This window comes from Bacillus changyiensis, from assembly GCF_027706145.1.
Taxonomy (GTDB): domain Bacteria; phylum Bacillota; class Bacilli; order Bacillales; family Bacillaceae; genus Bacillus; species Bacillus changyiensis.
Window position 1 is genome coordinate 425944 of sequence record NZ_JAQFWW010000001.1, and the last position, 21994, is coordinate 447937.

Genomic DNA, 21994 nt, shown 5'->3' on the forward strand with positions numbered 1-21994 from the left:
TAGCATGATGTGAATAAAAGTAAATTAAAGTTTTAATTCCCGTACTCTTGTCTGATTTCTTGAAGTTGTTCTCGCCAGCTCGGCTCACATTGCGCATACCGAATGGAAACTTTTTTTTTCACCTCCTTTTGTAAATTCTCGGTTTACAAATCAATTTTCTTGAAGGAGTCCGGATTCAACCTACTTATTCATCACTAGCAGGATTATCAGCCAACTTCCGGAAAACCTCGTTGATATTACTCATTCTTTTTTCCACTTTTTTTGCTGCCGCATCAAGTGTAAAACCTTCTTCAATTAGTTCTTGGACCAAAAGAATTTTTTTGATGTTTAAATAATTGTATCTTCGAGTTGTTCCTTCACCTTCCTTTTCCGACTGAACGATACCTTTTTCTTCCCAATACCGAATTTTTCGTGTTGGTACTCCTGTGATCTCTGAAACCTCTCCAATACCGACAACCAACTTCTTTAGTAAGTCAAAATCCATTAAAAGATTTTCTTTTTCGTGTTTTTCACTCATGTTATTGACCTCCGATAAAGTGCTTATGTAACTATTTTACGATATAGGAAAGAAAATTACAAACATTAAAGGTAAAGTATTGACTTTAATTGTAGATTGGTTACAATTGACGAAGGAAATGTACATTACCTGAAACAAAAAGGAGATTTCTTTTGAAAGAAAGGAGGAGTTGATTTATCTAGAAACCTTGCGATTGAACAATTTAAAGAGGAGGTTCCCGAGAAGGCATCCATTTTGGGCAATTGTATCAATCTGTGGGTTCAAAAGCTTTGATGAAAAAGCTCTATCCAGGCATTCTAACAGCTGTTAGACATGAGTCTACGGTTCGTGTGCATACTTCAAGCCTACAGGTGGTTTGGGAAAATTTTGTCCATCCTGCCGGATATGATAGAAGAATTGAAAAAGGAGGAGTAGCTATATGTCACAAATAGAAAGTACAAACAGCACGATGCATAAACAAAATTATTCATTAATGACAGCTATTTTATTTTGGTGTGGACTAGTGGTCGTTTCAAGCCTTTATTTAACCATACCGTTGATATCCACATTTGCTGAGACTTTTAACATTACAACAGCTCAAGCAGCATGGACCGGAAGCGCATTTTCGTTCTTTTATGCGGTTGGATTTTTGTTCTTTGGACCATTGTCTGATCGGTACGGACGGAAACAAATGATAGTATATGGTTTGATAACTTTAACGATTGTTTCACCGATTTTGGGTTTTGTTGATAGTCTCCCGGCATTAACTATTCTTCGGAGTGTGCAAGGGATAGCCGCAGCAACGTTTGCGCCATCAGCATTAGCTTATGCTGTTGAAATGCTCCCGTTAGAAAAACGAGTAACAACCATTGGCTTTGTGAGTACTGGATTTTTAATGGCCGGTATTGTCGGTCAAATATTCGCAAGTGTTGTCAGTCATCAATTCGGATGGCAGAGCGTGTTTTACACTCTCGGTGGTGTATATATGGTCACTGTGATATTAGTGGTGTTGTTTATTCCAAAGGAAGACAATCCTGACAAAAAAGGTAGTTTTCTGGCACCTTTTAAACAAATAGTATTGGTGATTAAGAAAAAGAAGTTACTGAGTTGTTATGTTATTACCATTACTTTATTGCTGGCATTTGTTGGAATGTATACAACACTCGGGAACTATTTAAGCATAGAATTTGGTCTTGGCAACCGTGAGATCTTATATGTCAGATCTGTAGGAATCGTTGGCATGCTTTTTTCGCCCTTTGCCGGTAAGCTCGTGACTACATTTGGTATTCAGAATGTCTTGCGTGGTGGAATGACGCTTGCAGTTGTAGGTCTCGCTGTTTTGGGAATCAGCACGAATTTACCGTTTCTCATTATTATGAGTGTTATTTTTGTTGCTGGGATTTCCATTACCGTACCAACACTTATTTCATTAGTAGGTCAACTTGGTGGTGAGTCACGCGGAGCTGCCGTTACCCTTTACACCTTTATCTTGTTTATTGGAGCCACACTTGGTCCTATTGTGGCCGTTTGGTTCTTGAAAACTGGGAGCTATCTATTGACATTTGAACTGTTGGCGTTATTTCTGGGCATTGGATTACTTGTTTCGTTTTTTATTAAACTTACAAAAGTCTAAACACTGCTTTATTTCGTTTCCAATAATCCTTGAATAACATGCATTCAGAAAAGCATTTGAACAAACTCTTTACTTTCTATAGGGATACAAATTGAACGATGTTCGAACGGGAAATAAAATGGAATATGGCTTACCAGCAGTTGTCGGAGTAGAGAATGCTACCCACCTAATAAAAGATGGACAACGAATTTGCGTTCATGGTACAGAAGGGGATATTGAAATATTGTAATGACTGTCTATAGCACATGTGTTGAGCAATAGCTTATTGAACAAACGAAAGGTAAAAGTCAAAAAACATCATACATTTGCCACATATAAGAAGAACTCTCCAGATCCGGAGGGTTCTTACCTTTATCCAGTGTTTCATATGGATATTCATTTTTTATAATGAACAAAAGAGTCTATCATCCATATATTTAAAATCCTAAACTTTCCAATTTTATATTAAACTTTAAAAAAGGGGAATCTATCCGTATAAACCATTAATTATGGCCAGAAATAAATAAGTCTTCCCTTAATCATTTAGAAAGATCTTATCATGCGAACGATAATAAACCATAATCGAGAGAGGTGTTGTATACAGTGAAAGCAGACTTCGGAAAAGTGGCAAAAGAGTATGCTCTAAATAGAAATGATTTACCGGAGGAATTGATGAAGAGTTTTACGATAAGAAGAATTGACTTTCTGAGAAAATCCATTGTTGACTTGGGGTCGGGCACTGGCGTCCTGACTAAGGATGCTATACGATCAAGGAGCGAAAGTGGTCGGTGTTGAACCTTCTATGGAATTAATGAAAGAAGCCAAATTAATCGATGAAAAGCTTGGTACAAAAATCGAATATGTAAACAAGTACTCTGAGGATACAGGCTTGCCAAACCTTTCATTTGATTTTGTAACGGCTTTAAGATCCTGGCATTGGTTTGATCGCGAAGCTTCTTTAAAAGAAATAAAGAGAATCTTAAAACCTGGTGGATTTTTAATCGTAATGGATTCAGGATTTGTCAGTTTTGACCAAGTGGTTAAAGATACTATGAAGTTTATACCCGCGGAACAGCTCAAGCCTGAGGTTCAAAAGCCGATTCAAAACAATCGATAAACAGTTTTCCAGTAGAATGATTCAGAGAATGGGAAGAATACGGTTATTACCGTTCTATAATCTATTGAAAGATACCGCAAATTGAAGTACGAATCGTGTTATTTACGAATAGATTAATAAACAAAAGTGCCGCGCTTACCTAATAAAATGATAGGTGGGAGGGAGACTCGTTCCTCGTTTGCTCTTTATACACTTGTTGAAGAGGATGGAGATATGATTGGATTTCTGATCGGTTTTTCTCTCAATCTAGAACAGAATGAAAAGGGGAAAGGGACAGGTAGACATTTATAAAGCATTTCATAATAGTAAGCTGTATAACTTCCCCCCACTAATAAGAAATTCATAGCTTTTCACGTTAACATGGGATTTGAAATCAAAAAAAGTAACGTTATCGAATGTAGAATTAGACCGGTTAGTTTATAGAAAGTTATTCAAAAGAAAATAGTAAATTGAAGGCTTTCGATCGGTTACTGAAAGAAATGATAGACGGAGATTGTTGTTCGTGTATCGGTGTATGTCCAAAAATAACTGATAAGTTTAGCTGAAGAAACGTACCACTTTCTAATTTAAATATCATGTGAGGCTACTCTTGATATTTTGGCAGACTGCAACTTATGTGTGAATATGCACAACTCAGGAAAGTGAGGAGAATATAGTCAAGCATTTTAGAGTAAAATGAACTCACTCAGGAAAATATTTGTCAATTTTTCAAATATTTGATATGCTTAGTTTGAAAACTAAACACTTGCATATGCAAGCACGTTCCAGAAAAATGAAGAAGCAACGCTGCCGAAGAACACAATTCAAGAAAGATACTGACAGTTAATAAAGAAGTCAAAGATTTACATCAAAAAATTAATGTAAGCGTTTCCAGCAATTCATTCATGCGCAAAACGAGGAGGTAAGTGATGGGTAAAACAGAACTTCGATGGAATTGCCCCTTTATTTCTGAATCAGCTGCAGTATTTACTCCAGAAGATTTCAACGAGGAAGAGCAGCTCATTTCAAAAACGACGGAATTATTTGTCGGAAACGAAGTAATCCCTCTTCTTGAATCAATTGATCAGCATCAAAATAACGAAAACGTAAAAAAGTTATTTCAGAAAGCCGGAGAGATCGGCTTGCTTGGTATTGAAGTTCCGGAAGAATACGGTGGCCTGTCTCTCAACAAGAAGCTTTCAGGGCTCGTAGCCGAGAAGATGGGAGCGGGTGGGTCATTCAGCGTCTCCTTTAATATTCATGTAGGGGTAGGGACATTGCCATACGTTTATTACGGAACAGAAGAACAAAAACAAAGATACCTTCCGAAACTTGCATCTGGAGAATGGATCGGAGCATATGCCCTGACAGAGCCTCATGCAGGCTCGGACGCTTTAAACGCCAAAACAACGGCCGTCCTAAACAAGGAAGGAACAGCTTGGATCTTAAATGGCGAAAAACAGTGGATTACAAACGCACAAATAGCTGATGTATATGTTGTCTTTGCAAAAACGGATAAAAACATGACCGCATTTATCGTAGAGCGGTCATTTAAAGGTGTTTCGATCGGACCTGAAGAGAAAAAAATGGGGATCAAAGGCTCTTCAACAGCAACCTTAATCTTGGAAGAAGTCTGTATACCGACAAAGAATGTTCTGGGGAAAATCGGAAAAGGGCATCATGTGGCGTTGAACATTTTAAACATCGCACGATTAAAACTGGCCTTTTCGAACATTGGAACATCGAAACAAGCATTAAACCTTTCCATAAACTACGCAAAACAGCGTAAACAATTTGATAAGCCAATCATCAGCTTTTCCATGATTCAGGAAAAGGTTGCCGATATGGCAGTATCTATTTATGGAGCGGAAAGCGCCGCCTACAGAACGGCAGACAACTTGGACCATGTGTTTCATTCTGCTAACTCATTAGATGAAAGATTGAGAGGACTAGCAAACTATGCATCAGAATGCGCGATCAATAAGGTAAACTGCTCAGAAATACTCGGCCGGATCGTAGACGAGGCTGTACAGATTCACGGCGGCTACGGGTACATGCAGGAGTACGAAGTGGAACGATTGTACCGGGATGTGCGGATCAGCCGAATATTCGAGGGTACAAACGAAATAAATCGTCTGACGATCGCCAAATTTTTGATGAAAAAAGTGCAGCAACGCGTCACAGCAAAGTTTGAAACGCAATTAAGCAAGCTAAAAAAACGGAACTGGCAATACATTTACCTATCCAATCGTCTCCTCAACAAATCTCTGAACACACTAACACACTCCAACATTAACATTTATCATGAACAAGAATACTCACGGCTCCTCGCCGACATGAATAAAGAAATTTATGTGATGGAATCTGCTGTCATTCGTACGGAAAAAGCACTGAAAAAGAACGGCAAAGAAAAAGACGAACGGTTGAAAGAGATGATGACCAACGTCATTTGTGAAGAAGGGTTCCGAAGAATAAAAGATATGGCAGTTTCCGTCATATCAGGAACCATATCAGATGAAGCCGAAAGAAAACTCGTCTTGAAAGAGATTCATAACCTTCCTGTCCCCCTCTATAGCAACCTGTTTACTCAAAAACGCGAAATCGCACAAAAAATAGCCGCTTATGAAAAATATACGGTGTGAACGGAGTGAAGTCTTTGAAAAAAATTGGGTTTATCGGTTTAGGTAACATGGGTCTTCCTATGTCGAAAAATTTGCTTCTGGCAAACTTTACAGTGTACGGTATGGATCTCAACAAAGATGCTGAGAGGTCCTTCTATCAAGCAGGAGGAACGATTGGCATTCCGGTTGAAAAGATGGTTGAGCTGAGTGACGTCATCCTTACAACCCTTCCTTCATCAAACGCAGTGGAGGAGGTTTTTCTAGGGAAAAAGGGGCTCGTCAATCTGGCTGAACCCGGCACCCTGCTGATCGATACGAGTACGGTTGCTCCTGAACTGAATATCCGCATTGAAGAGGTAACGAGAAGTAGAGGCGTTGACTTTCTGGCGGCCCCTGTCAGCGGCGGCGTAATAGGAGCGGTAAACAGAACGCTCACTTTTATGGTAGGAGGTTCGAAGTCCGCTTTCGATAAGGCAATGTCTGTTTTTCAGGCAATGGGCGAGAATATTTTCCATGTGAATGAGAAGGTTGACAGCGGGACGAATACGAAGTTGATCAACAATCTCTTGATTGGATTTTATACAGCTGGAGTCAGCGAAGCTCTGCACCTTGCTAAAAAAAGCAACTTAGATCTTGATCAATTGTTTAAGATGTTGAACGTCAGCTACGGGCAGAGCCGTATCTATGAGCGCAACTATAAAAGCTTCATAGCAGATAACCACTATGAACCCGGCTTTGCTTTAAAGCTGCTCCTGAAAGACCTTGGCTTTGCATTAGATTTAGCCAAAAAGAACAACGTTGAACTGCCGGTGAGCAAAATCCTCTTTGACCTTTATGCAGAAGCCGAAAAGAATGGATACGGTGAAAAAGATATGTCTGTCTTATATAAAAAAATAAGCGAGCAGACGACTGCTCATATGTAAGGAAAGGTGATGAGGTGATGATAACAACAAATGCAAAAAAAATGAAAAACAATATTAATGGAGAATGGGTTGATTCTGCCGGTACCGAAATCGAAGAAGTGATTAATCCGGCAAACGGAAACATCATCGCCTATGTGCCCCTGTCTACGAGAGCGGATGTAGACCGCGCCGTACAGGCTGCTCAACAGGCTTATCAAACCTGGTCATTGGTACCCGTGCCCAACAGGACAAGACATTTATATAAATACCTGCAGCTTCTTCAACAGCAAAAAGAACAGTTGGCTGACATCATTACGATGGAAAACGGCAAAACATTAAAGGATGCCCGCGGAGAGGTGCAGCGGGGAATCGAAGTCGTTGAACTCGCAACCGCAACGCCTACGTTAATGATGGGAGAAGCACTGCCCGCGATAGCAGACGGCATAGACGGGTCGATTTGGCGCTATCCTTTAGGAGTCGTAGCCGGTATTACACCATTTAACTTTCCCATGATGGTTCCCCTATGGATGTTTCCCTTGGCGATTGCCTGCGGAAACACGTTCGTCTTAAAAGCATCAGAACGTACACCGATTCTTGCAGAGAAGCTTGTAGAGCTGTTCTATGAATCAGGCTTTCCGAAAGGTGTCCTGAACCTCGTACATGGCGGGAAAGACGTCGTGAACAGTTTATTAGAGAATGAAAATATCAAAGCCATTTCCTTTGTTGGTTCTGAGCCGATAGCAAGATACGTGTATCAAACGGGTACAGCTAACGGAAAACGCGTTCAAGCACTTGCCGGCGCTAAAAACCACGCGATTGTCTTAACAGATTGCCATCTTGAAAAATCGGTTCAAGGTATCATCCAAGCGGCGTTTGGCAGTAGCGGGGAACGCTGCATGGCCTGCTCCGTGGTGGCGGTTGTTGATGATATAGCTGATGAATTCATAAAATTGCTCGTTTCTGAAACACAGAAACTGAAAACAGGAGACGGCAGATCCGAGGATCACTTCGTCGGACCACTTATCCGTGAAGTCCACAAAAACCGCGTCCTTGATTATATTGAAAGAGGGATAAAAGAAGGAGCCGTATTAGCCGTAGATGGACGCGATCCGGATGTTGGTGAAGGATACTATGTAGGAGCTACGATTTTTGATCATGTGAAGCCAGACATGAAAATATGGCAGGACGAAATTTTTGCTCCGGTCTTGAGTGTTGTACGGATAAAGGATCTTGACGAGGGAATCGAGCTCGCCAATCAATCTAAATTTGCCAATGGTGCTGTGATCTACACGTCAAGCGGCAAAAGTGTTCAGCGGTTTCGCGATAACATTGATGCCGGCATGATCGGTGTGAATGTCAATGTACCGGCTCCAATGGCGTTCTTCTCTTTCGCAGGGAACAAAGCCTCTTTCTACGGTGATCTTGGGACAAATGGAAAAGACGGCGTCCAATTTTATACACGGAAAAAAGTCGTCACCGAACGCTGGTTCTAGTCTCTAAAGTAAGATCCCTCTAATGGCAGGATTAAAAACGTGTAGAGGGGTCTTTTCTATTGAACAATGGGAGGGATAAACCTTGAACTGCAAATATGCAACGCTTGAAAAAGAACATTTTATCACGACTGTCACATTGAACAACCCGCCGGTCAATACGCTATCTTCTTCCTGTATCGCCGAGCTCAGATCACTTTTTCAGGAACTGGCCACAGATGATGACACAAGGGCCATTATCATAACAGGAGAAGGTCGCTTCTTTGCGGCAGGAGCGGACATAAAAGAATTCGTTTCAAAAATAGGGGATCATGAGCAAGGTTTGGTGCTCGCCGAAGAAGGTCAAGCGCTTTGTGATGAAATCGAAGCTTTAAAAAAACCCGTTATTGCCGCGATAAACGGACCGGCTCTCGGCGGAGGTTTTGAATTGGCATTGAGTTGCCACTACAGAGTTATATCAGATCAGGCGATAGTTGGTCTGCCCGAATTAAAGCTCGGTCTGATACCAGCGTTTGGTGGTACACAGCGGCTTCGCAGGATAACAGGTACAGCCAAAGCACTTGATCTCATCCTTACGAGCCGATCACTATCAGCTCATGAAGCAGTAGAGTTTCATATCGCCCAGCTGGCTGTAAAGGAGGAGGAACTGTTGAAAACGGCTGCCGCTGTAGCATTGTCATTTGTAGAGGAAAAAAGCATGACCAGTGTCACACGTGCAGTGGACTGCATTATACAAGGCAGCAATGAGAGCATGGAGCAAGGTTTGGAAAGAGAACGAAAAAGCTTCGCTGAACTGTTTTTGACTTCTGATGCCAAAGAAGGCATTCACGCATTCATCGAGAAACGTAAACCAGACTTTCATCATTCATAAAAGGAGTGGATCAAGATGTCCGATGACGTTTTGTGTTCCGTCAATCAACACGGCACTGCAACCATTGTTCTGAACCGCCCGAAAGCGCTCAACTCGCTCACTTATGACATGGTCCGTGTGATTGGCGAAAAACTATTGGAATGGAAGACAGATGATAGCGTTGCTGTAGTAGTTATCAAAGGTGCAGGTTCAAAAGGGCTTTGTGCCGGCGGTGATATTAAAGCCCTCTATGAAGCTCGTTCGTCAAAAAAAGTCATGCAAGCTGCTGAACGATTTTTCGAAAAAGAATATGAGGTTGACATGGCCGTCTATCGATTTCCAAAGCCGATCATCGCCTGTTTAGATGGGATCGTCATGGGCGGAGGAGTAGGCCTTACATATGGGGCTAGCCACAGGATTGTAACAGAAAGGACGAAATGGGCAATGCCAGAAATGAATATTGGTTTCTTTCCCGATGTCGGCGCAGCCTATTTTTTAAACAAAGCTCCCGGTTACGTAGGGCGCTACCTCGCATTAACTGCATCTATTATCCATGGCGCTGATGTGCTGTATATGAACGGTGCAGATGTCTACATGGAAAGCCGCGCTTTAGAGCAATTGATTAAAAAAGTGGAACATACAAACTGGAAGCATGAAAAAGTTAAGGAAAAGCTTAAACAAATCATTGAGGAATCTCAAACGGTGCCCCCTCAAGAGAGTAAGCTGTCTTCCTATCAAAAAGACATTGATCATCATTTTAGATTTGATCAATTGGAAGAGATCCTTCAGTCGCTCGAAAGCAGAGGGAGTGACTTTAGCATGAAAGTAAAGAAACTGTTACTTTCCAAATCTCCATTTTCATTAAAGATCGCGTTAAAACAACTAGCGGACGGCAAACAAAAAACGATAGAAGAATGCTTTGCTATAGATCAGTTGCTTGCCAAGAACTTTTTGAGACACAGAGATTTCTATGAAGGCGTGCGTTCCGTCCTGATCGATCGCGATCAATCACCGCACTACGAGTACCAGCACGTTTCAGATGTAAGCGATGATGCGGTAAATCAGTTTTTTCAGCACAATATAGGAGCTGACCTTTAGACATCAGCTCTTTTTTTGTCAGGGCCTTAGGAAAGAAGCTGTCACATATTGGTTCACTGAAACGTAGAGCAATGAGATTGGTAGAATCACTGAAAAGATTGGAAAAATAAAATTGATGAAATGAGAGGTAGGCAGTTGTATGCTAGGACCTAATCCAAATACTATTTATCCAATATCAAATAATAAAAGTGTCCAATTTATCAAACCCTCATTGACAAAACCAAATATTGAAGTTGGAGATTTTTCTTATTATGACAGTAAACAGGGAGAAGCCTTTGAAGAACAAGTACTTTATCATTATGAATTCTTTGGCGACAAATTGATAATTGGAAAGTTTTGCTCAATTGGGCCAGGTACTACATTTATTATGAACGGTGCTAATCATCGAATGGATGGTTCTACCTATCCTTTTAATATTTTTGGAAACGGATGGGAGAGTCATACGCCAACATTAGAAAATCTGCCCATCAAAGGGGATACAGAGGTTGGGAATGACGTTTGGATTGGCAGAAATGTAACAATCATGCCTGGAGTAAAAATAGGTGATGGTGCAATAGTTGCAGCAGAGTCTGTGGTCACCAAAAATATTGAGCCTTACACGGTTGTGGGTGGAAATCCTTCCAGATTAATAAAGAAGAGATTTTCTGAGGAAGTCATCAAAAACTGGCTCCAAATTCAGTGGTGGAATCTAGATATAAACTTGATAAATGAAAATCTTGATTACATTGTAAATGGTGATGTGGTTAATTTAAAAAGAAACTTAAATAAATAATATTTCGCCTCTGTCATTCATGTTCAAAAAACCCTATTTTGATGGGGTTTTTTAATTTTTATTTCGTACAATACAGTAAAAGCGAATTGACGATCCACAATCTTCGTGTTCTCGTTAAACCCGAGATAAGAAAAGAGAGTATCTAATTAAGTAATAAATGAAATTCCTTCTCTTTACCTCTTCATTTAACTCATTCCAACGCAACATTTTATCAAATGATATTTGATGGTTGACTCTCCTCTAAGAGGATAGTTTATAGTTCCTTTTGTAAGAAATGAAGGAGGGAACCATATGTATAACCATTATTCAATAGTTTTAAACAATGTTAGCAAATCATTTGGCAAAAAGGTAGTTTTAAATCATGTATCATTTAAAGTAAAAAAAGGTTCTATCTTCGGACTAATTGGTCCAAAGGGTGCAGGGAAATCTACTTTAACGAGCATATTAGCTACTTTATCCTTGCCAAATGAGGGTACCGTTAAAATTTCGGATTTAGACATTGTTTCAGAAGTAAATGAGGTTCGCAAAAAAGTTGGAGTCACATTCCAACAAACAACTTTATTTTCGACAGGAACTGCTTGGGAAAACTTATTGATTTCAGGAAAAATGTACGGCATGAGCACTTCAAAGATAATAGAACGAGGAAAACACTTGTTGAAGCAATTTGGTTTGTACCAGGCATCCAACAATATAGTTAGTACTTACTCTGGTGGAATGAAAAGAAAATTGGATATTGCGATAAGTTTACTTCATAAACCTGAAGTCCTTTTACTAGATGAACCCACAGCTGGATTAGACCCAGATTCAAGAACTACTTTGTGGGGAATTGTTACAAAAATTTCTCGTGATGAAGGAACAACAATTTTTATAACCACTCACTACTTAGAGGAACTGAATCACCTAGCAACCGAAATTGCATTGATTAACAAGGGGAAGATACTTAATATTGGTACACCAACAGAACTAATTAATAAACTTTCGGCAGATCAAATTGAAATTCAATATCACAAATTAGATTTAGTCAACATTCAGAAAATAACTGAATACATTTCTGGCTTGAAGGAAGTTTTTCATCTCGAGATAAAATCAACAGCATTAACAATGATGACCAGTCAGGGAAAACAGATTTTGTCTAAATTATTAAGGTACTTAATTCAGAATAATATCGAAATTGAATTTAGCGAACTGAAACAGGCTACTTTAAATGACGTTTATTTAGCAAACTTTAATGAGAAAGGACAGAACAATGAATAACATAACATTCCTATTGTTATTAGCAAAAAAAAGACTGACGCCGTTAATGAAAAATCCAATTGCAATTATCATTTCAATGTTCCAGCCATTGATTTTCTTGGTGTTGTTTGGCACAATATTTTCAAGTGTTCCATCCATTGGTGGTTTTGAAGGTTCCAATTATGCCTCCTATATTTTACCGGGGATTCTGATCATGAATGCCTTATTTGGCGGAATATATCTAGGAATGAGTACTTTAGATGATATAAGAGAAGGGATATTTAATCGATATTTAGTTGCCCCAAAAAACAATCTGGTTTTCATCAGTGGGGATTTGGCCTACATTTTTACTTTTCAATTGATCCAATCTACTTTGTTAGTGGTTATTGGCTATTTTATGGGATTTAGACTGCCAGCAGGAATCATTTCACCAATTCTTTTTCTTGTCACACCAGCATTATTTTCGTGTCTAATCGGATCTGTTTCAATTGGAATTGCTGTTCTAACCAAAAAGCACTCAACAATGATCACAGTCATGCAGTTTGTCTCTTTCCCGTTAATTTTCTTGTCTTCTGCCTTTATGCCAAGCAACTTATTACCAAAGTGGATTCGTATTATATCAAAAATAAATCCAGTTGACTGGGTGGTTAGAGCCTCACAATCTACTTTTTACCATCCGCTTGCAATCAACTACTATTTACTGATTATTTCATGTCTTGTAACAGCTGTTTTCTTTTGTAAATACACGTATGAACTCCAAAGAAAAAAGTGAATAAATGGTGTTGACTCTTACCTTAGAGGATACTTTAGTATAAAGAGCATTGAAAAAGGAGGAGAAGAAATGTATACCGTTCATGAAGTTGCAAAACTTGCTCATACAACAGTAAAGACATTACACCATTATCACAAAGTAGGTCTTTTGATTCCAGAACAAACGACAGATATCGGCTATCGCTTATACGGAAAAAAAGATTTAGAACGATTACAGCAAATCCTTTTTTACAAAGAATTGGATTTTCCTCTCAAGGAAATTAAAAAATTATTAGATAGTGACACCGACAGGGAGAATTCCTTGATTCAGCAAAAAAAATTGTTAGAACAAAAAGTTGAACGATTTAAAGAACTGATCAAGACAATCAACTCATCTATTAAAAATACGAAAGAAGAAGTCGATTTGGATATGGCAACCATGTTTAAAGGCTTTGAAACTGAAAATGATTGGCAAGAAGCCTTAAGAGATCAAAACGAATATTTGAAAAAAGAATATGATTTTAACTTGTCAAATCAAACAATTGATGTAGAATCAATGAACGATTCCGCCATAGAAGCACAGTCATTTAATGAAGATATGATTAAGTTTTTACAAGAAGGAACCTCACCAAATGATTCAAAAGTTCTGGATCGTGTAAAAGAACATTTATCCTTTTTAGAAAAAAAAATCATCCATCAACACCGCAAGACTTTCTAAATCAGACAGAGTTTTTCATCGCTGATGAGTTTCATCGGAATATGTTTGAGCAACAGCAAGTGGGTTACATTTATTTTCTAAACAAAGTAGCAGCTAGTTATTTGAAAAAAACAATTGCACATAGTTCGACTAAAGATTGATATTTACGAAATCCAAGGGCTGTTTCGACAGCTCTTTTTGAATTTCTTTTTATCATATACGTAAAAATGCTAACAAACATGATGCATTAGCTTTTACAAATGAGCAGTTAGAAACTGCATATATCACATATATTTTATCCCGTTACGCACGAAAGCGTAATGTTTAATTCGAAATCCAATTGAAGAACAAAATACTTGTTGAAATTATTCCTGTTTTAAATAGTGGTACTTGTTGTGAAACACAAGAGAGCGACTGCTGTGATAACAAAACAATGAAACAACTTCAGCGAAGGTCCAATCAGATCAAACCTCAAAGTGCAGGAGACAATAGGGGGCATCTAATGAAGAAAACACTGACATCACTAATAACTTATTATTTGTATTTTCATTCTAGTTAACATAATATATATTCTAGGAAGTTATAAAATCTAAAGAAGTTCCTGTTAGAATTTAAAAATCCTAAATACTCATATCTCATAAAATAAAGTATACTTGCCATTGAGACAAAAGATGATTAAAAAATGCAGGAATTGATCCTGCATTTAATAAACTATACGTTAAGGCACCAGTCCAGTGCCGCCATTGCGCCGTAATACTTATTTTCCGCTTGTTGAAATACAATGCTTTTTGGTCCGTCAATTACTTCAGGCTGCACTTCCTCACCTCGATGCGCTGGTAAATCATGCATAAAGATTGCATTTGGATATTTATTCATTAAGTCCTCTGTGACACTGTAAGGTTTGAACACCTCTTTCCACAAAGGATCTTCTTTAGATGAACCGGTTGTTTCCCAGCGTGTTGTATAGACTACATCTACTTCTGACGGTAAATCTTCAAAGTTAGAAAACTGATAAACTTTTGCTCCACTATTTTTTGTGCACTGTTCACTAATAGATATAAAACGATCGTCAACTGAATATCCTGGGGGGCAAAATAAGAATAGTTCAACACCTTTAAACCTTGACAAAGCTAGGGTTAAAGCAGAAGCTGTGTTGTTACCTTCACCAATATAAAGAATACGTAGGTTGGAGAGTGATTTAAATTGTTGTTTTAGCGTTGTGAGATCTGCCAAAGCTTGTGTTGGGTGCTCATCAGCACTCATAGCATTTACCACAGCCATTTGTTGCTGAGATGCATAAGTACGCATTTCAGCAGGACTTCCTGAAGTTCTAGCCACAAAACAATCTAACATACTTGAAAGTACTTTGACTGTATCTTCTGTTGCTTCACCCGTATTTTCTTGAAGGTCATCTGGGCCATAGGTGATGATTTTCCCTCCCATTCTAAGCGCTGCAGCAGAAAAACCTGTTCTCGTTCGAGTTGATGTTTTGCGAAAATAAATTCCGATCACTTTATCAGCTAAACGATTTTTATACGAACTGCTGTCTGAGGCAAACTCAACTCCGCGATCCATAATTTGCATGATGTCATCATCTGATAAATCCTGCAACGTAATTAAATGGCGACAACTTTTCTTCATTCAGTTTCACTCCTAACCCATTTCTCATTCTAAATTTTTGCACTCTGTCTATATCATCTATTGCTCTAACAAAAGCAATAAACATATTTTTACTATAAAACAACTTTTGACACATTTCAACCAATAATTACCTCGAAAGAAAGATATTTTTCGACATTAGAGTGATGAAATTAATTCATGATACACAGTTTCTAATTCATCAATTGAAATATCCCCATATACACATTTGATCACAGCGTCAGCAAATTCGTCATAGCCGTCATCTGTAGAAAACCCTTGCTGAAGTTCCCTCTCATAATGCTTCATTTTTTTCTCTATGTCTGGCTCCTGATCCGCATATTCAGGTTGGTTGATGATCTCATTCTTTTTTTTGACAAGCCTTACGTACTGTTTTAACGTCTCATTCATACTAGTCACCTCAAGAATTGCTTTTTTCTAATATTCCAACATTAATTGCTTTATATCCATAAAAAAGGCCTCCAATTTAATGGAGAGCCCTATTCAGTGCTATTTTGGTTCAATCCCCCAAACTAGCTTTCCGTTTTCATATAATGTGATATTTTTTGTCTCTTTAAATGTGTTGGTTTTTGAAAAAGAATAATCATCACTTTGAGTGTATTGACTCCAATCTTCATTGTGAAGACGAGTTTGAATTTCTCCTGTGCTTGTTCCAGGTTCCAATATCCCGTTTTTGAAACTGATTTCTAGATAAGAATCTGCACTTTCTAAAGAATGATTTAATTTTACAAATTTGTGTGTGATATTTCCGGAGCCGATCTGAGCATAATCACAGTCAAAATGCTGAGTTTTATTTTTAGCTTTATACCAATAGCGAACAGTTATATCCTTTAAGGATACAGTTTTTTTACTGTTGTTTATTATATTGAACTGTGGTCTGATTTGGTTTCCGTTTGCATTTTGATCCCCTGCTTTGTATTGAACAGACAGGCTATTTTGTTGTGTTTCTTTGTTCTGATCGGGGTTTTTTAAATCGGAATCACTCTGATTTAAATGTGTAGACTTACGAATACTTTCTTTGATAAATTGACCAGTCAAAGACAAGTCAGATTGTGACCAGCCGCCTGTTTTAGATGTACTAGGTTTTAAGGATGCTGATGATTCTTGTTTATCAGAAAGATTCCAATTTACCCAACTGATTTTCTTGTTATCTAAAAATGTCAACCATTCTCGTGATTGCTCAAGAAATACCCCTCCATTACCAGAAGCATCACTTGTCCCCCATTCTGTTACAAATAGCGGTGCTCCTTTACGAAGTGCATGATTTGCTTTATCACGTAAGGATTGTCCGTGTGTGCCTGCATAAAAATGAAGGGCATACATGACATTGTCATCTTCTAGTGGATGTTCCGCTGCTATATCAACATCCTGACTCCAATTGCTTGTTCCGACAATAATAATGTTATCAAGGTCATTTTTTCTGATAACAGAAGTGATTTCTTGAGCATAAGGTCTAATATCGCGGTTCCACGTCACATTTCCATTTGGTTCATTGGCAATCTCATAAATGACATTTGGTGTGTTACCATAGAGTCTTGACATTTCTTTGAAGAATTGTTTTGCTTTGTCTTTATGCTGATTTGGATTACCATCATTCAAAATATGCCAGTCAATAATGACATAGATCCCCAATTCTTTTGCCGCCTCTACAGCTTCTTTTACTTTATTTTTAACAGAAGGATCATCTATATATCCCCCATCAGCCGTATACATAGCGGCACGGAAAACAGTGATCCCCCAATCATCTCGCAGCCATCTCAAACTGCTTTTGTTAACAAATTCACCGTACCACTGCAAACCATGAGAACTGATCCCTTTCAACTGCACCGATGCCCCATATTGATTGACAAGCTGCGTCCCTTTGATCATCAGTTGGCCGTTGATTGCTACGGGTGTTTGTGAAGCTGCTGCTGCCTTCGGAGATAAAAAACTGCAAATAACAAGTGCTACCATTACCAAGTATGAACTTACAACAGTAACTGGGTGTTTGAATTGTGTCATCATTTCCTCCCATGCTTATTTTATCTGTCCGGTTGATTGTAAATAATCTTGTCATGAATTGTCTATCAACCATATTTCATGTTTTTAAACGCTTAAAAATTGGTCTATATCCTCTTTTTTCGTTCGGTTCAGGTGGTTAAAGCCCTAAAGGTAAAGCTCCTTATTGATTTTTAAGTGACTTTCTAAGTTTCTTTTTCTCCTATTCATAATTTTAAAAATATTCAAAATAGACCATTCGTGTTTAAATGGTCTATTTTTTTAAATCAGATAAAAAACTGATCAGTTTTGTTCCGACACCGACAAATGTTTCGAGTATTGCCTGAGCACCAGCGATTGACAAAATAAAAATCAAGGGAATACTGAATTTCGGAATAAATAGATAGCCTAGACCAATGATAAGTGCACACCAAATCCCCGCACACCAATAACAATTTAATAAATAACCAAATTTCGATTTAGGTACCTTTTCGATGTTGGTATGGCCTTGCTGATCAATTGTTTTCTTTTTCTTCATAAATGGTTTGCGAATAAATTCAGTAATTTTATCAAAGACAATTAAATGTGTTAAGCGATAGCTGGCCAGAATGAGTATCGTAAACGTCAGCCATGAGATATGCTCCATTTCGAGCCTCCAAACAAATGATAGTTATGATTAGCTATTCCCGTTTCTCCTGTACTTATTGCTTTGTATGTAATTTTTTCTTCATGTGATCTAGATCACGATCCTTCTCAGGTGAAAAAGATACAGTTAGTCTATAAGCAACTAGAGGAGGTTTTTAAAAATGGAAGCCCTATTTGACAGAAATACAAAAACCGGTGATATTGTGACACGTTTTCCGAGAGCAAGTCAGCTTTTAAAGGAGTATCGAATTGATTTTTGTTGTGGAGGAAATCGCCCGATTGCTGAAGCGATTGAAGAACAAAAACTCAATGAAGAAGAAATCCTAACAAAGATCAATACACTATATCAAGAAACAAAAGCTTTAAACGAAAAAGAAACGGATTGGAGCCAAGTTCCATACTCACAGCTGATCAATTATATCATTGATACGCATCACGCATATTTAAATGAAGTGTTACCTGAGTTATCTGGATTTGTCACAAAAGTCTACCGTGTTCATGGCGTTCATCACCCTGAACTTGCTCAAGTCCACCAATTGTTCCACCAACTAAAAGCTGAATTAGAACATCATCTTATTCAAGAAGAAGAGCAGATCTTTCCTAAGATCACAGCCTATGAAAAAACCAAATTAGAACAGCATCTAACTGAAGCTGTTCAAGCCATTGATATTTTAGAACAAGAACATGAGGCTGCCGGAAACATCTTGAAAGAATTACGTCAAGTAACAAATGATTATGCCCTTCCTGAAGGTGCTTGCACGACATATACACTGACTTACTTGAAACTTGATGAGTTAGAGTCAGACCTTTTTCAGCATATTCACTTAGAAAATAATATTTTATTTCCACGTTTAGAGGCTGAAGCAAAACGTTAATATTGTACTAAAACATATCCCCCTATAGAGTAATCTATAGGGGGATACTTGTTTTATTAATCTTCTGAAGCAATGTCTTTCACAGGTAAAGTCTCTCCATCATGATGTGTCGGTTGACGTAGATGGAATAATGCTTTAATGCTAAAAATAAGTAGTATCACAATACCTACTAAAAAGATCGTATCTGGTATTGATCGTAGCGTCAACAATGTTTGAACAGTGTCCTGTTGTAAAAATTCTGGTGCCCGTGAGCTCCAGTATCCATCCTCAAACGCTTTTTTCAATTGGATGAAACCGACGGGAAGCAAACTCATAAAGACCATTCCGAACAATCCAATATTCAGACTCCAACAAGCTATTTTTAAGAATTTGTCATTCCAGAATTTCGGTTTGACAATATTGCGCAATGAATACAGCCATACAGCAATAGCAAACATTCCGTATACCCCCATCATCGCTCCATGACCATGGGCAGGTGTTAAAAATTGACCGTGCTCAAAATAGCTGACTGCAGGCAAATTGATTAAAAATCCTAAAACACCTGCACCGACAAGATTCCAAATCGCTGTCGAAATTAAAAACCAAAATGTTGATTGATATGGAAAGTCAACACCACCGTCTTTCATCATCTTATATTGTTCATAAGCTTCCAGAACGAGTAATGTCAATGGAATCACTTCCAAGCAAGAGAAGACTGAACCAAGGCCGATCCAAATTTCTGAAGACCCATTGTAATAATAATGATGACCGATCCCGATGACACCGCTTCCAAGCAGAATGGTTAGTTGAAAGTAGAGAGCTCTGACCGTTGATTTTTTTGTCACCAAATTCATTTGCACTAATAAAAAGCCGATGACAACGACAGCAAACACTTCAAAAATTCCTTCTACCCATAAGTGAATGATCCACCAGCGCCAAAAATCTGACATCGTGATGTTTGTACCGGGATCAAATAAGAAAGCTGCCCCATAAAACAGTGGAATGGCAATTGATGAATAAAACAACAGATGGATTAATCCACCCTTATCTGTCTCTCTTTTCAAACCGCTCTTAATTCCCCTAAAGACGATAACTAGCCAAATCAGCATGCCAACAGCAAGAATGACTTGCCAGAAACGGCCGAGTTCAATATATTCCATTCCTTGATGGCCAAATAAGAACCAGTTATTTCCTAACAATCCTTTGGCTCCAAGCCATTGGCCGATGATACTACCGCCAACAAGAAAGATCAATGCCCAAAAGAGAATGTCAACCAATAACCCCTGCTTCTTCGGCTCCCTTCCTCCAACGAGTGGAGCCATAAAAATTCCCATACCGAGCCAGGATGTAGCAATCCAAAAGATAGCTAACTGCAAATGATATCCTTTTGAAATACTAAACGGAAGCAGTTCTCTAATCCAATCAATTCCAAAAAAGCTGTCAGGTTCAATATAATAATGAGCTAGCAATGCCCCAAGCATCGCTTGAACAAAAAACAACAATGAGACAACAGCAAAATATTTTCCTGTCTTCACTTGCGAAACCGTTAAAGGCTGTTTTTCTAAATGAAAGACTGGGAATTCGCCATCTTTGTAGGCTTCTTTCATTCCAAGTTTGTAGCGGTAAAACAAAAACAAGATGATCCCAACAAACAAAATCAAGATCGTCACACTTGCACCGCTCCACCATACTGCAGAAAACGACATGATATTGCCAGCATCCTTGTCATAAGGCCAGTTATTTGTATATGTAATGTCATCATTTGGTCTTTCAGTACTAGCCAACCACGCTGTCCAAAAAATAAAATCAGAGATTTGTGTCAGTTGGTCTTTACCCGCAACCCATGCTCTATCATGAGCAGGCATATGACTCTCTTTTATAAGTCCAGCTTCAATTCCCCAACCGTCCCCATTTGTGAACACATCGCGGTAATGTGAACGAAGTTGTTTCAAGCCATATACTTGTGCTTCTGTAAGCTTTAATGTATCTTTATGAGCATGATAGCGATTTTTCCGCATTTCTTTTATCACATGACTGCGGATGATCGACTGATTTTCTTCTGATAAGTTTTTAAACCGTTGACCGAATTGCTTTAGAGCCTTATAATCCTGCATACCTTCTCTATAAATCTTTAAGGCTTCTGCTGTATAATCAGGTCCCATGTAAGATCCGTGACCTAAAATTGTTCCATAATCCATCAGAGCATATTTTTGAAAAACAGCTTGTCCCCCTTTGATTGACGACTTTGTCATCAACACTTCCCCATTTGGATTTGTTACTTCAAGCGGTCGCGGCGCCAATCCTTTGAAAATCCAATAGCCTCCCAACAGAAGCACCGTGAAACTAGCGATAAGCGTAAAGACAAGAATTGACTTCAAAAATCCGTTTTTCGCTGTATTCTTCACCGAAACCGTTTCTCTCCTAAGTTTCATCTGATTCACTCCTTTCTTTTTCAAGTCCTAAGATACGAGATAGACAGTATCTCTATTGTGAACCAGATCACTAAAATGGTGGCAATTTTGTGAACACTAAAAAACAGGTTTTCATAGGAAAACCTGTTTATCTAGTATATTTATTCAAACTGCTCATATCATGAATGAATATTCCATTTCTGTCGGAAGAAATCAGTTTTTTCTTTTTCATTTCATTTAAGGTACGGTTGATCGTTTCTCTTGACGTTCCTACCATATTTGCAAAGTCTTGATTTGTAATAGGAAAATTGATATAAATGCCGCTTCCTTTTTTGACACCTTGTTCAGCTGCCAGTTTCATCAAAGCATGGGTTAAGCGATAGTGTACATCTTTAGAAATAAAGCCTTGAATTCGTTCTTGTAAATCAAGAATCTTTTTGCCCATCACTTTCATCACTTTTATCGTCATTTGCGGGTAATGGATCAAAAGTTTGTCAAAATCGGCAATTCTAATCACCACTAGTTCTGTTTCTTGGACCACTTCAGCTGTTGCTGGATATGGCGACTGATCAAAAAAGCCGACATGCGGGAACATATCTCCGCTTTGGAGAAGAGATATCACTTGTTCATTACCTGTTTCATCAATTTTATATGCTTTGACAAGCCCTGATTTGATAAAAAATACCGCCTCACGTTTATCACCTTCCATAAACACAAACATCCTTGGCTGGTAGCTTCGTTTGACCGAAATTCGTTCAATATGTTCAAACTCTTCATCATTCAACCCGCTAAAAATCGGAAATTTTCTCAAAAATTCCACTAACATCAATC

Annotated in this window: 20 protein-coding genes and 2 pseudogenes; 15 read left to right on the forward strand and 7 right to left on the reverse strand. The window is 38.5% G+C overall.

The window, feature by feature from the left end:
- Positions 1 to 184 precede the first annotated feature (184 nt).
- Positions 185 to 517, reverse strand: a complete 333-nt coding sequence (locus PDT38_RS02185; protein WP_270798726.1) for a MerR family transcriptional regulator — start codon at positions 515 to 517, stop codon at positions 185 to 187.
- A 418-nt stretch (positions 518 to 935) separates the two neighbouring features.
- Here PDT38_RS02185 and PDT38_RS02190 point away from each other — a divergent pair, with 418 nt between their 5' ends.
- The 14 genes and pseudogenes from PDT38_RS02190 to PDT38_RS19560 form a co-directional block, all read left to right on the forward strand.
- Positions 936 to 2129: an MFS transporter gene (locus PDT38_RS02190; protein WP_270798729.1), complete on the forward strand. Its 1194-nt coding sequence runs from the start codon at positions 936 to 938 to the stop codon at positions 2127 to 2129.
- 121 nt (positions 2130 to 2250) lie between these two features.
- Positions 2251 to 2358: pseudogene (locus PDT38_RS02195) on the forward strand (PEP-utilizing enzyme); the annotation flags it as partial.
- Between the two features lie 507 nt (positions 2359 to 2865).
- Positions 2866 to 3225, forward strand: coding sequence for a class I SAM-dependent methyltransferase (locus tag PDT38_RS02200; protein ID WP_270798735.1), 360 nt, complete (start codon positions 2866 to 2868; stop codon positions 3223 to 3225).
- Between the two features lie 126 nt (positions 3226 to 3351).
- Positions 3352 to 3516, forward strand: a complete 165-nt coding sequence (locus tag PDT38_RS02205; protein WP_270798738.1) for a hypothetical protein — start codon at positions 3352 to 3354, stop codon at positions 3514 to 3516.
- Between the two features lie 617 nt (positions 3517 to 4133).
- On the forward strand, positions 4134 to 5846 hold the full coding sequence (locus PDT38_RS02210; protein WP_270798741.1) for an acyl-CoA dehydrogenase family protein: 1713 nt from the start codon (positions 4134 to 4136) through the stop codon (positions 5844 to 5846).
- A gap of 14 nt (positions 5847 to 5860) precedes the next feature.
- Positions 5861 to 6748: an NAD(P)-dependent oxidoreductase gene (locus PDT38_RS02215; protein WP_270798744.1), complete on the forward strand. Its 888-nt coding sequence runs from the start codon at positions 5861 to 5863 to the stop codon at positions 6746 to 6748.
- Between the two features lie 17 nt (positions 6749 to 6765).
- Positions 6766 to 8220 (forward strand): CoA-acylating methylmalonate-semialdehyde dehydrogenase, encoded by a 1455-nt coding sequence (locus PDT38_RS02220; protein ID WP_270798748.1) that lies wholly within the window; start codon positions 6766 to 6768, stop codon positions 8218 to 8220.
- An 82-nt stretch (positions 8221 to 8302) separates the two neighbouring features.
- On the forward strand, positions 8303 to 9088 hold the full coding sequence (locus PDT38_RS02225) for an enoyl-CoA hydratase-related protein (protein WP_270798749.1): 786 nt from the start codon (positions 8303 to 8305) through the stop codon (positions 9086 to 9088).
- Between the two features lie 15 nt (positions 9089 to 9103).
- Positions 9104 to 10165 carry an enoyl-CoA hydratase/isomerase family protein gene (locus PDT38_RS02230; RefSeq protein ID WP_270798750.1) on the forward strand — a complete coding sequence of 354 codons (1062 nt, stop codon included), beginning with the start codon at positions 9104 to 9106 and terminating at the stop codon, positions 10163 to 10165.
- Between the two features lie 139 nt (positions 10166 to 10304).
- Complete coding sequence (locus tag PDT38_RS02235) at positions 10305 to 10937, forward strand: Vat family streptogramin A O-acetyltransferase (protein WP_270798751.1); 633 nt, start codon at positions 10305 to 10307, stop codon at positions 10935 to 10937.
- A gap of 291 nt (positions 10938 to 11228) precedes the next feature.
- Complete coding sequence (locus PDT38_RS02240) at positions 11229 to 12191, forward strand: ATP-binding cassette domain-containing protein (RefSeq protein ID WP_270798753.1); 963 nt, start codon at positions 11229 to 11231, stop codon at positions 12189 to 12191.
- On the forward strand, positions 12184 to 12942 hold the full coding sequence (locus PDT38_RS02245) for an ABC transporter permease (protein ID WP_270798756.1): 759 nt from the start codon (positions 12184 to 12186) through the stop codon (positions 12940 to 12942). Before PDT38_RS02240 ends, PDT38_RS02245 begins: the two co-directional genes overlap by 8 nt.
- Before the next feature lie 69 nt (positions 12943 to 13011).
- A complete protein-coding gene (locus PDT38_RS02250; RefSeq protein ID WP_270798759.1) occupies positions 13012 to 13638 on the forward strand; it encodes a MerR family transcriptional regulator in 627 nt (208 codons plus the stop codon).
- A gap of 319 nt (positions 13639 to 13957) precedes the next feature.
- Positions 13958 to 14041 (forward strand): annotated as a pseudogene (locus tag PDT38_RS19560) (ArsD-related vicinal cysteine protein VcpD); the annotation flags it as partial.
- A gap of 287 nt (positions 14042 to 14328) precedes the next feature.
- On the opposite strand, the gene PDT38_RS02255 reads toward PDT38_RS19560, so the two are convergent.
- From PDT38_RS02255 to PDT38_RS02270, 4 genes are all read right to left on the reverse strand, one after another.
- Positions 14329 to 15258 (reverse strand): ornithine carbamoyltransferase, encoded by a 930-nt coding sequence (locus tag PDT38_RS02255; protein ID WP_270798761.1) that lies wholly within the window; start codon positions 15256 to 15258, stop codon positions 14329 to 14331.
- A 156-nt stretch (positions 15259 to 15414) separates the two neighbouring features.
- The gene (locus PDT38_RS02260) at positions 15415 to 15666 is read right to left on the reverse strand and encodes a YnfE family protein (protein ID WP_270798762.1); all 252 of its coding nucleotides are present in this window, start codon (positions 15664 to 15666) and stop codon (positions 15415 to 15417) included.
- A 99-nt stretch (positions 15667 to 15765) separates the two neighbouring features.
- Positions 15766 to 17229: a cellulase family glycosylhydrolase gene (locus PDT38_RS02265; protein ID WP_270800093.1), complete on the reverse strand. Its 1464-nt coding sequence runs from the start codon at positions 17227 to 17229 to the stop codon at positions 15766 to 15768.
- 298 nt (positions 17230 to 17527) lie between these two features.
- A complete protein-coding gene (locus PDT38_RS02270) occupies positions 17528 to 17899 on the reverse strand; it encodes a DUF1360 domain-containing protein (RefSeq protein ID WP_270798764.1) in 372 nt (123 codons plus the stop codon).
- A 160-nt stretch (positions 17900 to 18059) separates the two neighbouring features.
- Between PDT38_RS02270 and ric the strand changes: the two genes are divergently transcribed.
- The gene (ric, locus tag PDT38_RS02275) at positions 18060 to 18773 is read left to right on the forward strand and encodes an iron-sulfur cluster repair di-iron protein (protein WP_270798765.1); all 714 of its coding nucleotides are present in this window, start codon (positions 18060 to 18062) and stop codon (positions 18771 to 18773) included.
- 56 nt (positions 18774 to 18829) lie between these two features.
- Here ric and PDT38_RS02280 read toward each other — a convergent pair whose 3' ends face one another.
- Together PDT38_RS02280 and PDT38_RS02285 are read right to left on the reverse strand one after the other, a co-directional pair.
- A complete protein-coding gene (locus PDT38_RS02280) occupies positions 18830 to 21184 on the reverse strand; it encodes a nitric-oxide reductase large subunit (protein ID WP_270798767.1) in 2355 nt (784 codons plus the stop codon).
- A gap of 127 nt (positions 21185 to 21311) precedes the next feature.
- The gene (locus tag PDT38_RS02285; RefSeq protein ID WP_270798768.1) at positions 21312 to 21989 is read right to left on the reverse strand and encodes a Crp/Fnr family transcriptional regulator; all 678 of its coding nucleotides are present in this window, start codon (positions 21987 to 21989) and stop codon (positions 21312 to 21314) included.
- Positions 21990 to 21994: the final 5 nt, after the last annotated feature.